At 43.8% G+C, this 13,406-nt stretch carries 16 protein-coding genes; 13 read left to right on the top strand and 3 right to left on the bottom strand.

The genetic code is table 11. The annotated features are described in order from the left end of the window. Window positions 1-383: 383 nt before the first annotated feature. Together FN782_RS15335 and FN782_RS15340 are read left to right on the top strand one after the other, a co-directional pair. On the top strand, window positions 384-623 hold the full coding sequence (locus tag FN782_RS15335; RefSeq protein ID WP_142506681.1) for a hypothetical protein: 240 nt from the start codon (window positions 384-386) through the stop codon (window positions 621-623). A 294-nt stretch (window positions 624-917) separates the two neighbouring features. After that, window positions 918-1,121 carry a hypothetical protein gene (locus tag FN782_RS15340; RefSeq protein WP_142506682.1) on the top strand — a complete coding sequence of 68 codons (204 nt, stop codon included), beginning with the start codon at window positions 918-920 and terminating at the stop codon, window positions 1,119-1,121. Between the two features lie 123 nt (window positions 1,122-1,244). Here the strand turns inward: FN782_RS15340 and FN782_RS15345 are convergent, their stop codons facing one another. Continuing rightward, entirely contained in the window at window positions 1,245-1,715 is a 471-nt protein-coding gene (locus FN782_RS15345; RefSeq protein WP_142506683.1) for a MerR family transcriptional regulator, read from the bottom strand. A gap of 84 nt (window positions 1,716-1,799) precedes the next feature. Then, window positions 1,800-2,120, bottom strand: a complete 321-nt coding sequence (locus tag FN782_RS15350) for a hypothetical protein (protein ID WP_142506684.1) — start codon at window positions 2,118-2,120, stop codon at window positions 1,800-1,802. A 126-nt stretch (window positions 2,121-2,246) separates the two neighbouring features. Between FN782_RS15350 and FN782_RS15355 the strand changes: the two genes are divergently transcribed. The 4 genes from FN782_RS15355 to FN782_RS17340 all read left to right on the top strand — a co-directional run bounded on the left by FN782_RS15355 (window position 2,247) and on the right by FN782_RS17340 (window position 4,963). Beyond that, window positions 2,247-2,708, top strand: a complete 462-nt coding sequence (locus FN782_RS15355; RefSeq protein WP_142506685.1) for a hypothetical protein — start codon at window positions 2,247-2,249, stop codon at window positions 2,706-2,708. Window positions 2,709-3,145: 437 nt separating this feature from the next. After that, on the top strand, window positions 3,146-3,574 hold the full coding sequence (locus FN782_RS15360; protein ID WP_185956363.1) for a phBC6A51 family helix-turn-helix protein: 429 nt from the start codon (window positions 3,146-3,148) through the stop codon (window positions 3,572-3,574). Window positions 3,575-4,292: 718 nt separating this feature from the next. Continuing rightward, on the top strand, window positions 4,293-4,769 hold the full coding sequence (locus tag FN782_RS15365) for a hypothetical protein (RefSeq protein ID WP_142506687.1): 477 nt from the start codon (window positions 4,293-4,295) through the stop codon (window positions 4,767-4,769). A gap of 65 nt (window positions 4,770-4,834) precedes the next feature. Next, window positions 4,835-4,963 (top strand): hypothetical protein, encoded by a 129-nt coding sequence (locus tag FN782_RS17340; protein WP_281285976.1) that lies wholly within the window; start codon window positions 4,835-4,837, stop codon window positions 4,961-4,963. A gap of 766 nt (window positions 4,964-5,729) precedes the next feature. On the opposite strand, the gene FN782_RS15370 is transcribed toward FN782_RS17340, so the two are convergent. After that, window positions 5,730-6,266: a site-specific integrase gene (locus FN782_RS15370; RefSeq protein WP_142506688.1), complete on the bottom strand. Its 537-nt coding sequence runs from the start codon at window positions 6,264-6,266 to the stop codon at window positions 5,730-5,732. An 84-nt stretch (window positions 6,267-6,350) separates the two neighbouring features. On the opposite strand from FN782_RS15370, the gene terL reads away from it, so the two are divergent. The 7 genes from terL to FN782_RS15405 all read left to right on the top strand — a co-directional run bounded on the left by terL (window position 6,351) and on the right by FN782_RS15405 (window position 13,360). Continuing rightward, window positions 6,351-8,123, top strand: a complete 1,773-nt coding sequence (gene terL / locus FN782_RS15375) for a phage terminase large subunit (RefSeq protein WP_246064989.1) — start codon at window positions 6,351-6,353, stop codon at window positions 8,121-8,123. A gap of 21 nt (window positions 8,124-8,144) precedes the next feature. Next, on the top strand, window positions 8,145-9,731 hold the full coding sequence (locus FN782_RS15380) for a phage portal protein (RefSeq protein ID WP_185956364.1): 1,587 nt from the start codon (window positions 8,145-8,147) through the stop codon (window positions 9,729-9,731). Beyond that, entirely contained in the window at window positions 9,731-10,651 is a 921-nt protein-coding gene (locus FN782_RS15385; RefSeq protein WP_142506689.1) for a phage minor capsid protein, read from the top strand. The genes FN782_RS15380 and FN782_RS15385 overlap by 1 nt, the downstream gene beginning before the upstream one ends. Before the next feature lie 115 nt (window positions 10,652-10,766). After that, window positions 10,767-11,480 (top strand): phage scaffolding protein, encoded by a 714-nt coding sequence (locus FN782_RS15390; RefSeq protein ID WP_142506690.1) that lies wholly within the window; start codon window positions 10,767-10,769, stop codon window positions 11,478-11,480. A gap of 55 nt (window positions 11,481-11,535) precedes the next feature. Beyond that, a complete protein-coding gene (locus FN782_RS15395; protein WP_142506691.1) occupies window positions 11,536-12,651 on the top strand; it encodes an SU10 major capsid protein in 1,116 nt (371 codons plus the stop codon). A gap of 53 nt (window positions 12,652-12,704) precedes the next feature. After that, a complete protein-coding gene (locus tag FN782_RS15400; RefSeq protein ID WP_142506692.1) occupies window positions 12,705-12,956 on the top strand; it encodes a hypothetical protein in 252 nt (83 codons plus the stop codon). 17 nt (window positions 12,957-12,973) lie between these two features. Then, complete coding sequence (locus FN782_RS15405; RefSeq protein WP_142506693.1) at window positions 12,974-13,360, top strand: hypothetical protein; 387 nt, start codon at window positions 12,974-12,976, stop codon at window positions 13,358-13,360. The last annotated feature ends 46 nt before the right edge of the window (window positions 13,361-13,406 follow it).

Consider the following 13,406-nt stretch of genomic DNA (forward strand, 5'->3'; position numbering starts at 1 on the left):
GCAACAATTGCGACGATGATCGCCGCAATTCCTTGCAGCCATTCCATAGCCTCACCCCCTTTGCCGTAAACTCGGCCCTGGCGGTGAGGCTTTTCCGTTCTCCCTTGCCTATGAATATTTTACCATGTAGTAGAAGAATAGACTAGGCGAACAATTCAAATAAAGAACAGAAATAATAGGATGATAAGAATCGGAATCGTCAGAAAGAAGAACCCGAAGCAACCGAATAGCATTAGACTTGACGAAACTTTGTTTTCGTCCATTATATACCTCCCCTAAAAATCGTATGAACTTTAACCCCAAAACGCTGTATTGCGTTATGGAGTGGCTGGGTAACGTATGTCACTCAGCGTATTTATTTTCTAATTCGAGGAGGACGTAAGATGATCGAAAATACACAAAACGCACAAGAGGAACGCCTCAAACAACTATTTGCAACGTGGCATCACCTCATACAGACACAAACCGCGGGGCACGATGTGCACCGGGAATTAGATACTGTTATTGAAGCGGTGTTCAACGAGATCGACAAAGTAGATGGTAATGATGTTGGCGACAATAATGCGCAAAAACTGAACAAAAGCTATGCATCCGCGTTACGTGATTTTCATCGAAAAAAATAATGAAGAAACCGCGCATGATAAAAAAATTATGAGGTGAATTTATGGGTAAATATATCAAACATCAAGTTTCAAGGCGGGCCAATCAAGGAGAACGGAATAAAAGGTAAAAACGTCAACCATAAATAATTTATCATCGTTTGTGTGACGTTTTTTTTTATATCGTGCCCGTCTCGTAGCGGGCCAATGGCACGCGTGTAATATAGCGTGGTTTTCTCGTCTGCCTCGTCGCAGATAAACACGGGCGTTGGCCATATGAGTCAACGCCCGTTTATATTTTACGAGGAGGAATAACGAATGAATATGCGAGCATTAAATAATAAATACATCCTCGCCGCACGAGAGGAAGGTATGTCATGGAGAAATATGGACGCTTTTGATTATGACGGTGATATTTTCAAGTCAATCGAAGTACTTAGAGATAAAGGGTATAAGATTTTTTATCTGTCCAAAGTTCAGTATGCCATCGATACGATTTTAAAAAACGAGGAAGAGAAATAGTGGTTGTTTAATTTAGACATAAAACCCCGCCAACACAGGCGGGGTTTTTCTTTTTGCGTCAGTAAGTCCGGAAGAAATTCCAACGTAAGGCACACACGTCAGACTGACTGGATTAACCGAAACTCACCGCGCAGGTGAATAGTTCGCTAAGGATCGTTCAGAAACCTTCCATTGTCCACGGTTTTTTTCTTGGTGACCTGCTATACGTCCTTCTCGCACGGCTTTGATAACCGCCGTGGTGGATACGTCAGACTGCTTCGCCGCTTCACTGGCGGAAAGAAAGCGATCCTTTTGCGCTGGTTCTTCGTCTACCAGGTCGCCGTGACTTGGTGACGCTTTTCCCTGCGCAATTGCAAGCCGATACTCAATATCTTCTACTACTTGGTATAGTGGGGTATTAGCGATTTCACGCGTAACCACTCGACTGCCTTTCATTAGTGGATTGTCAGGCGTTTGTATAAGTCTGAGATAGTCCGCGCGTGGCATATTGGTTTTGTATGCGGAAAGACATTCTGTATAGAATGCGAACTCCGTGTCTGTTAGTTGATGTAAATCAATGACATTTCCGTCTAACGTCACGTGTATATCATACATGTCGTTACCTCCTATGCAACTCTTAAACTTATTATAAACTAAACTTAAACTTATGTCAACTCCCCCGAAGGGGAGGGGAGAGGATTATTCCTCATCCCCGATGATTTCAGCAATTCCGGCAATATTTACGTATACCGCCTCTTGCTGAAATTCCTTCCGCACCCACCGAGCGATTTCAAGGAATTTTGGGATTTCCGTAAGAGAGTTAAGAGCGATCATGTATTTGTCGTTTGTGTCTTTATATGTTTTTTCGCCTCCTTTCCAATATCCTGAAATCGTTCCTTCTTCGACGGACACACCTCCGAACTCTTCAATAATAATGTTGCGGAGGTTTTTCAGTTTCGAGACCGAAAAGGGATTGCCGTCATTGTCTGCTTGCGGAATCAGGATGTAAGTTTCGATCAATCTGACCAGCTCCTTTTAATATGTTGTGTGCCTTACATTTATTATATTAAACTAAATATAAACCTAAGTCAAGGGTTTTTATCAATTTTTTAGTTTAAATATTTTTCGTTGTTAGGAGGTTAGTGGGTGGGGAACTGGGTAGAAAACGAAGTATATACTTACGTAGACGAAAACGGTGAAGAGAGAATTTCCGCCCCCTTAGGTTCACATAAAGTCATAAACATAAAACAGTCAGAAGCATATCGACAGAAATTAGAACGAGAAAGACAACAAGCGCTTAACCGCGGTCGCACATGGGTCGCGTGTTACCACGAACCAATTCGATCAATAATTAAACAGTTAAAACTTACGGAAGCGGGCGCAATCATTAAACTCCTACCTTACTTACGATTTAAAAACGGTGGGCGGTTAATTAACGAAGGATTACCACTGAAACAGAGAGATATTCAACGTATTCTTGGGCGCGGAAAAGAAACGGAGTATACGCAGGTTATCCGTAAACAATTCGAGGTGCTCGGCGACGTAATTTGGTGTGACGAAAACGAACCCTTTTACCCTGTTTGGTGTGACGAAAACGAACCCTATTAAAAACGCTGAAATCCGCGCCATATAAGGGTGAATCGGTGATTTTGGTGGAAATGTTCTCTTTATCTTTAGTTGTACGATATTGACGGTTGTTTTTGGCTTACGCCAGCACTTCGCCTTACGGCTTGTGCAAGGATTATTTATCCTGCGGATATTTTTCATTATGAGGTTCATTCCGCAAGAAAAATGATAGTGGAGCCGATAGGCGACACTGGCGAAGCCATATAAACATACGGGAGTTATTCGGAAGGTAAGAGAGAGGCGGTGAATGAAAATAAGCGACGCGTTAATTGAGTATTACGAACGGCAGGTCGATGAGTATTACCGCAATGAGGAGATTGAATTTTACGAGTATAAGAAGGAAGAATTAAATAAATTCCTCGTGTGTAGCGATTCGCAGTCCTTATACGCTTGACTATTTTAGGAAGGTGGTGGACGCATTGAAAAAGCTGGAAGCTCGTCATTATAAAGCGATATATTACCTATCGCAACCAAATCACGGTGGATTAACGATGGAGGAAATCGCCAAGGAATGCGGAGTTTCCCGCAAATCCTTATACGAGTGGAAGAAAAGCGAACTATTCCAACGTGAGTTGAAGAAGGAAATACGACGGACGGTAGGCGACCGTATCCCTGAAGTGATTGACGCTATGTTCCGCGAAGCGATTGAGAACGGAAGCGGGAAACATGCGGAATTGTTGTTGAAAACGTACGGCGATATGCTTACGGATAAGATCGAAGTGGAAGTGGATCAGACAGTTAATGACAAGCGAGAGGTGAGAGACGCTGAGGCATTACAACGGAAGGCAGACGAATTATTAAGACGGTTTAATAAGGATGAAAGGAAAGAAGATGATGCGCAAGATTAATGTAGGGTACAAATTATAGTGTGTCACCCTTTGTAAAATACGGTGCATTATAATAGGAAGGGACTCAATTCGGAAAGGGTACCAAATGGTGACGGGTGTTACCTTATACCAGCGACATGCTTCTGATGGAGACCGACCCTAGAAATTTTTCAGAGCGGAAAACTGAAACGGAATGATATACAAAATATCCAACAAATGTAAATCATTTATGCATTATCGTATACATCCGGGGTGTCCATATAGGGAAGACGGGGAAAGAGTATGGGAGGATAGGTGGTGGTAGGTGTGGTGCGACTGTATCCCTTGTATACCAAGGTATAGCGCATGTACACCACACACCACATACGCATGTACATAACGTAATGTATAAAGCATTGATCAAAGCAATAATCAAAACGAATTGAACAAACGTTGTTATATCAACGATTGTCATAACGCATGAATGCAACACAATATCATTTTGTGACTTTCTTTATTCTTTAAAATGAATTAAAATAAATAAAAGAATTTTCAGTTTACTTTCCATTTCTTTGTTTCAGCCGAAAATTTTCCGGACCCCCAGGCAGGTGGGGTAAAGCCTCTGGGACTGACGCGCCAAAAATATCGACACCAATTTTTAATATTCGGGGTAACACGTGTCACCCAACGCAGAAGGACTTAACCGCGCACCTAACGAATACCATACGATGAAGAACACACGAGGAGGATTTGACGAGCGTTGAAGACGGAAAAAGTAGTAACGATTGTAGCAGCGGTTTTTATCATCGTACTGTTCGGTATATTATCTTTTAAGGGCGCGGAATCAACGAAGCAGAAGGAGGCGGAGAAAAAGGACTTGGAAGGGTACCGTAAAAAAGTAGACGCTATTTTCAAAGACATGGCGGATGATGTAATGAAGTACACGAAACAGACGGAAACAGAGGACAGTACGGGAGAGTTTCTAGCGATGGCTCAAGTGAACTCTAGCCTAGACGAAGGTCAAGACGCATTACTTAAGGTAGAAACGCCTGATGAGTACGAAGAGCAAGAAGCGGAGGTAATGAGTCGATTAGAGGACGCAATAAAAACGTGCTCAGACGTAATAGGTCTTTACACGGAAGAAAAGAATGAAGAGGCATATAACAAAATTCAAGACGTAATTGATAAATTTGCAGAGGCACTGAAAGAGAAAAACGAAATGTTTGGGTACGAATAACAAGGACGCGTTTCACATGACGCGTCTTTTGTGTGCTTGAGGGGAGTGGGAGGAGGGATCGGAAGATGACAACGGTAGACACAGTTATTTCGGGAATGGTTGCGGGATCAATTATCACAGCGTTGTTTTTGTTGCCCACCGGGTTTGCGCTTGGCGTGTTGTGGACACAATTAACATCACGCAGGATTATATGAGGAGGGTTAGAGATTGAACGGTTTCCTGAACGATCAGTTCAAGAATATGCTGAAAGAAACCCGTAGAGGTTGAGGCATGGCAAACAAACGAAACAATCTATATTGATACACTGGAAGGTACAATGAAGGCGCGTCCAGGAGATTGGATCATACGAGGGGTTCGCGGGGAGTTGTATCCGTGTAAGCCGGATGTATTCGAGAAGACATACGAAATAGTCGAGGAGGAATAACGGTAGTGGGACGGAGGATTAATAATTCCATTCGCGAATAAATATATCGAGTTGACACACCGAGGCAGGGAATTACGGAACCAAGTCGATCAGGCACGCGAAAGGGACAACCGAACAAAAACACAAAAGGATTTAGAATTATTCGAGAAAGTTTACAGTAAGTACAAACGACACTTAACCGAAGTTAGAAAAACCGTGGTAGAGTCGTAGAGGATTTAATTCAGCGACTGGTGCGAGAGAGCGCCTGGAGGAAGTCGCAGTGGGATTCAGGCGAACATACGGTGAATAATTCACTGGAAAACCAGGCTCCCGAACTGTAAAAGGATTGTATGGTTTTACCGGAAAAATGGTACTTCAGAGAAGTGATATTATATATTGATCACTACTAAATACGCTTTCAGCTCAAGGGAAACAGGGTAAATTTAAATGATAATTACATCGTCATACAATCATTCTTAACGATGTAATTAACGAAAATAAAGAGTTTAAATCTACATTTGCGACAAAAGAAAACGGTGCACCCGAAGGCGCGCCGTTTAAAGTTCAATATTCGCGTATACTTCATCGATCTTGTCTTGCTGGATTCCGATATATCGCAGCGTATGACCTTGCGAAGAGTGGTTGAATATTTTCTGCAGTAACGCAAGGTCAGTCCCTGCTTTGTATGCGTGGTAACCGAACGTTTTCCTGAGCGAGTGGCAACCGATTGCGTCATCAATTCCGACTTTTTCTGCTGCGGACTGCAAAGCGCGGAATGCCGTAAACCGTGTGATGGAATTTCCGCCTTTTCGAGATGGAAATAAGGGCGCGGCATCCGGTTCGTTAGAGATATAGCGGTTAAATTCTCTTTTGATTGTGTTGTTGATGCGGAACCGCTTCACCTTCCCTGTCTTTTGCTCTCGCACTTCGATAAATTCTTTTCCGCGTATATCACCGACAGTCAGTTTAAGGACATCACTGATCCGCAAGCCGGAATTGATGCCTAGGACGAACAGGAATCTGTCGCGGGGTTTAAGAACACGTTTCATTTTTGCGATTTGCTTTTTGTCGCGGATCGGTTGTACGGTGTTCATTCTAATCACTCCGTTCTCGTTTTGTTGCGTTAATTATACGAACAAATAACGAATATGTCAACGATAAAATATGCTATACGGGAGGTGGAAAGGATCGCATGGGTTAATGGGCGATGGATCAACCGCGAAGATCGGCAAGAGATGATTGATGCGTCTAAGAAGCTCATCAAGACATATACGGATAACATCAATGAGCTTTCCTCTGACGATTTAGAGGAACTGGAACGCGAAATTAACGAACTCGAACGGTTGGAGCGTATTCATCGTGCTGAGGTGGATATGCTTTATTTCTTTTACGAGTATTTTTCGGATGCACGAAACCCAGGGAATCCGGATAACTTGGTTCCTACGCCGGACGTTGACATGGACGACGCTCCACCGTTTCACCAGAAGTTGTCACGTATTCTAGATTCGGTTTCTAATCGAAATAAAACCGCACGTATCGCATGGGCGGCGAGTCGTGGTCATGCTAAATCAGCGTATTTATCAAACGCTTTTCCCGTACGCGAGATCGTGTATCGTAAAAGAAAAATGATTTTGATTATCTCGGAGACTAACGCGGGGTCAATTAAGTTTCTCAAATGGGCATCGTCGCAGCTAAAGTTCAATTTAAAACTCCGCGAGGACTTCGGCGAATTACTTTACGAACAGAAGTCGAGGAACGAAAAAGATTCCGAAACAGCGTTTCTCACGACAAGTGGAATCAAAATGGAAGCGACATCACTAGGTACACAAATTCGGGGTTTCCGTAATGGATCACAGCGACCTGATTTGATTATCTTAGATGACCTTGAATCAAGGGACTCTAACAATACTCCCGAATTGCGACAAAAGGCTAAAGACTGGCTAAACTCCGACTTGATGCCTGCTTACGACCCAACGTGTACCGCAGTTATTTTTATGGGTACGATCGTCCACCCGGATTCACTTTTAAATTACGTGCTTAATGAACGTCGCGATTTCATTAAAAATAAGTTCCCAGCAATTCTTTCTCACCCTGAACGGACTGATTTATGGTCGGAGTTCGAACGGATATACAAGGAGTACGAGCCGACACAAGAAGAGTACGACGCGATGGAGTACGCTGACGAGGAAACAAGGACTCCGAACGAAGAGGCGGCACTTAGGTTTTACCGCGAAAACAAAGAAGAAATGGACAGAGGGGTTAAGGTCTTATGGCCTCAACGGTTTCCTATGTACGAGTTAATACTTGAAAAGCAGAACTACGGAACGAAAGCATTTAACTCGGAATTTATGAACAACCCTATCGACGAGGAGTCTCGCATATTCAAGCCGGAGAATTTTTACTACTGGGATGATAGAGATCCTGGTTTTACTGTGCCCGCAAAGGGATACGATGTCTTTATGGGCGTAGATTTTGCGATGGGGAAACAACGTGGGGATTATAGTGCAATCGTCACGATTGCAAGGGACAGCAAAACAAAGCGGAATCTAGTTGTAGATGCGTGGGGAGATAGAGTACACCCGGATACTTTTATAAAAATCATCGTTGACAAGGTTTTGAAATATCAGCCGACACGAATAGCAGCAGAAGCGCAAGCCGCACAGGAGTTTTTTACTTTTAAACTCAAGGAGGCGTTGAGGGCTAAGGGGTATCCTTCTGGAACAAGGGTCAAGGAAGTAAAGCACAGGACGCGAAAAGAATTGCGCATTGAAGCATTATTGCCGGAGATCGAAAGCGGGCGTTTGCAGTTTTGCCGCAAGCACTCGCTTTTGTTGTGGCAATTTGAAGCATATCCGCAAGACCACGACGACTTACCTGACGCGCTTGCGATGGCGTGGGATATTGCGAAGAAAGGTGCGCGGGAAGTCGTGACGAAACCCATATGGCTCTAATTAACGAAAGGAGGGAAATCCATGACTAAATTATTCGATGTGGGCGGACAGTTTCCGGATGACGCATCACTTGAACGTCTAGCTAAATACGAAATAGGGAGGAAGATATTCAAGGGACGCCTCGAAGAAATTCGGGACCGCGCGCTAGCAATTTATAAAAGCGATGACAGTAGACGAATGCAGTACGAGCAATTAAAGACATTACTTATCGTAGTTAATTTACCTGATATCCTTTTGACAAAGCCCGCTGATTTGATGGTGGGTGAAACGCCGAGTTATGAAACGGGATTGTCAGACGAGACAAGAGAACAGAAAGCACTTGCAGATATTGTAGAGAAAAACAGTATCTCTAAGATGATTCACGAGACGGTGATTGGAGGAGGGTACCGGGGAGATTCTTTTTTAAAGGTTCGAAACGATTATCGCGAAGATTTCAGCGAAACGCCGGACGGGAAGCCTCCGTCAGGAGTCAAACGGGAGCCGATCGTTGAACCGATCGACCCATCATTCGTTTTTCCGGAAACCTCGGATAAAAATCGAAAGAAATTCAAGGCGATCAACGTCGCATTTGTCGATTGGGTAGATGGCGGTAAGGAAGAAATACCGTTTCTTGAAGTTGAGAGGCACGTTCCCGGATACATCTATCGAGAACGCTTCCGCTTGACGGGACAACGCGTCGAGCGAGTAGACGACGTAGATATTAGCGTATTTGATATCAATGAACAAATAGGGGAAACAGAGGTAATCGAAACTGGAATACCACGTTTGTTGGTATTCCATATCCCATATAAGACAACTGATGACGAATGGCAAGGGATAAGTGGAGTCGAAAAAATGGAATCTGTTTTACAAGCGATTAACGAACGCTTGGTACAAATAGACTACATCCTATGGAAACATGCAGACCCGACGATGTACGGTCCAGACTTGGAGAACAACGCACAGCAGATCGGAACAAGCGGCATGTATATCAAGGTCGAAAAGGAAGACCATACGCCAGGGGCTGTGACATGGGATTCGAAAATGGACGGAGCATTTAGGGAACTTGACTATCTGATCGGAATCGTTTACCAGTTAGCAGAAACTCCGCAATGGCTGTTCGGTACAGTTATCTCCGAACGAGGAACAGACGGGGGGACGGGAACGTCTCATACGGACAGTGCCGCGATTAAATCAAGATTTATGCCGATCTTATCAAAGGTAAAGCGTATAAGGATGCACGTTGACACTGCAATTCGGGATGCATTATTAACTGCAATGGAAATTGAAAATAGAGCAAATGACGGCGTCGATGATTTCGAGCCATACGAACCGATCCGTCCGGTTATCAAATGGAAGGATGGTATTCCAGCGAATGAAAAAGAGCTTGCTGAAATCGTTGCTATTCGCACAGGAAATAAACCGAATCTCGATGTGCAGTCCGCAATTAAGATGCAGGACGAGGTTGATGACAAGAAAGCAAAAGAAATTATGCGCAGAATTAAAAGGGACGAAGAGGACACATTCGGAACTGTTGATGCGTCTATTTTTAATGCGACTAAACAGGAGCAACAAGAAAAACCGGAAGAGGAATCGGAAAAAGAAAAATTCGAGAGCGGGGATAAATAATGCGTATTCCCCCGAAACCAAACTACGAATACGAAGTTGATGAATTAGTACGCCATTATCAACGAACTATACGTGAAATACTCGCGGAGTTGGAACGATTTGATTTAACGGATTATCGGAAAGAAAATGCGCGTGCACTACTGATGTATATCTCCGAATTGCTGGCCGATCTAAATGAAAATGCGGCAGCATGGGTAAAAACAAACATTCCGAAAGCAGCACAAGAGGGCGTTTCTCACACTATTTATGAACTCGGCGTTGTCCCTACACTAACGGAAGCCAACCGGATGTTTAAGTTTAATCGCCCGAACAAAGAGGCTATCGAGGCAATCGTAGCAGATACACAAGCCGATCTTTTAGCGGTAACACAAAATGTTGAACGAAAAGTACGTTCAGCCGTCCGACAAGTGACGGCTGAAGTCATGCGGCACAACTTGACACGAGGGCTCAATGGCGTAAAGGGAATTAGGAGTGAAATCCTTTTCGAACTAAGAAAACGTCTAGGTGATTCCGTTAACACCGGGATTATTGACGCTGCGGGGCGCCGTTGGAAACCGAGAGTATACGTTGATATGTTGTCGCGTACAAAACTTATGGAAACGTACCACACGGCGAAGATAAACGAAGCACTCGGAAGGGGTGCATATTTGGCATTAATTTCGGCGCACGGTGCGAAGGATGCCTGTCGATTTCATGAAGGCCGGATTATGAAGTTATCCCCCAACGCTCCGGGGAATTATCCGACGTATGACGAATTGCACGCTTCAGGTCAGATATGGCATCCAAGGTGTGCGCATACCTTCACAACGTTCATGTCAGAAGAATATTTACCTGCGGATGTAAAGAGAAAAGCAGAGCGACAGGCAGAACGGGGTGAACGTGCGCTAGCTACTGGCGGAAGAGATCCAAAAATCGATTGAGCTACCCGCGGTGTACTTCGACTCTTAATAATTCGTGTCCTGGACGGAAGACATTAAAAGCCGCATAATTTTCGAGGCGTTGCTCGTTAAAAACGAATATGGAGGTTATTACGAAATGAAAAAGAAAAAACGTAGTTTGAAAATGAATTTGCAGTTTTTTGCGGAAGAAACAAAAGAAACAGATACGGAACCGTCTACTGAACCGTCGCAAAAGCAGACCCAGGATAAAATGATACCGTATGAACGTTTTAAAGAGGTCAACGATAGTTTGAAGTCGTTTAAGGAAACGTTTAAGAAACTAGGACTTGAAGATGTAGAGGAACTAAAGGGAATCGTAAGTAATTACAAAAAACTCCAAGATGAGCGAAAAAAAGCGGAGCGCGAAAAAATGTCAGAGATTGATAGACTTAAAGTAGAACGTGACGAGGCATTGACCGGAAAAGAGAATTTCGAGAAGCAACTCGCTGAAGTAAAAGAGCGCATTCGTGAACAGGCTATTCAAAGCGAATTTATAAAAGTCGCGATGGCAAACAACATCGACTACATTGATGATGCGCTCAAATTAGCCGATTTCTCTAACGTTGAATACAACGAAGACGGCGGTGTAAAAGGTGTAGAGGAAGTTGTAAAATACCTTGCCAAGAATAAACCGTTCTTACTGAAACAACAGGAAGTAAAAGAACCGAAGCAAATCGGATCACCCTCCAATCCAGCACCTAACAGAGATGCAAGGACACTGCAAGCACAGTTAGAAGAAGCGAAAAAAGAAAAGAACCTTAGTAGGGTAATCGAATTGTCCAATAAACTGAAGGGTTTACTTAAATCGTAAAAACACCCGCCGAAAGGCGGTTTATTTAATTTCAAAGCAAAAGGAGTAATGGTTTATGTTATTGACTTATGACTTTAAAGACCAGGTACGCCAACTTGACGAAGGAATTAGCTTGATTATTGACGATGAGCCTACGTTGCTCGGACTTGTCGGGTTTGGCGGGGAGTCTTTATATCAAACGAAATTTGAGTGGATGAGTGATCGTCTGAACTCCAATCTGTCAAGTGTGAAAGGTGCCAAACTTGCCTCTGATACAGTTATTACTGTTCCTGAAGGTGATGGAGAGAAATTCCGAGTGAATGCAATTGTGGTTGCTGGTGAAGAGTATATGCGTGTCACTGATATCAACGGAGATGATATTACCGTTGAGCGCGGATTCGACGGGACCACTGCTGCTGATCTTGCCGATGGTGCCGAATTGCGGATAGTTTCTCGTCCTCAACCCGAAGGTGCAATGCCCGGTGAAGATGAGGGGCATGATCGGTATGTAGATTACAACTTTTCTCAAATTATTGAGCGGTACGCATCTGTTTCTAATACGCAGCAAGCCGTTCGTACTCACAACGTGACCGACGAATTACAGTATCAGGTCGAGTTACGACTAAAAGAAATGGCACGTGAGTTTAACGATTGGTTGATTTATGGACGTCGTCATGATGCAGGGCGGAATATTCCTCGTATGACTGGTGGTCTTTTACATTTCTCTGAAATGAAAGGTTCCGCCAAACAAAATGCTAATGGTAATGAAGTTAACGCAAAAATGCTGAATGACCTCATGGAAAAAGTATACCAACGTGGAGGAAATGTTAACACAATTTTGACCAACACAGCAGGATCACGCCAAATCTCTAAACTTTTAAGTGATAATGTACGGGTTGTTCGCGAAGATCAAAAAGCGGGACGCGTAATCATGGAATACATTTCTGACATCGTAGGTGGCTCTTCGGCTACCGTTGTCGTTGACCCGAACTTCCCGAAAAACAAAGTCGCGTTACTGGATCGAAGTATTCTTTCCTTGCGTCCTCTGCGTCCGGTTTATGACGTTGATGCGTCCGTCCCTGGTGCCGATTTTGTAGCTCGTCAGATTCGCGGAGAATACGGAATCCAAGTTAAAAATGCCAACGAGAAAGTCGCTATTCTGGAAAACATCTCTACTAGCGTTACTGCTTGATTTAAGCGCCCTTCACTTAAGGGGCGCTTAATTCCTTCGAAAGGAGGGTCAACATGGCGAAGTATAAAGCACATCCCTTTTACATTGTGGATTCAGGTCGCAGTCGAATAAGCTTTAACCACAATGGTTTTTACGAAACACAAGACCGTAAGGAAATCGATATTTTAGATAAATTGTGTCCAACGTGGGTTAAACGTCTTGATGATCAACTTGATGATCAGATGGAATCTGAAAAGAAAGCTGAAGAAAAACAAGCGGAGAAAAAGGTAACCGTCTATAAGCGCAAAAAGACCTCCGCTAAATAACAGGAGGTGAGTGCAGAATGGCGGAAACGGTCACGCTGGAACAGGCGAAACAATACTTCAACGAATATGTTCTGCATAGCAATGCTTGGGACGAGGCAGACGACAAACGAAAACAAAAGTCATTGAACAATGCGGAACGAGTGTTGTACCGATATTACAGTGAATATGACGAACAAGACGCAAACAACATGCTACCGTGGGAGGCAGTCTGTGAGCAGGCGTTATGGATGCTTCGTATGAATGACGCTATATTACAAGCGGAGCAAGGCGTTATGCAGGTTAGCGCGGATGGTGTCTCCGTCTTAACAAAAGGGAATGCGACCAACAGAATCGCACCTGAGGCAAAACGGATCGTCGCAGACGCAAAGGACACCATGGGCCGCGTAGTCTGGACGGTGATTTGACGTGGCGCTTATTCCGTTACGACAGACCGTCACAATTACGCGGAGT

This window comes from Melghirimyces algeriensis (assembly GCF_900182565.1).
GTDB lineage: Bacteria > Bacillota > Bacilli > Thermoactinomycetales > DSM-45169 > Melghirimyces > Melghirimyces algeriensis.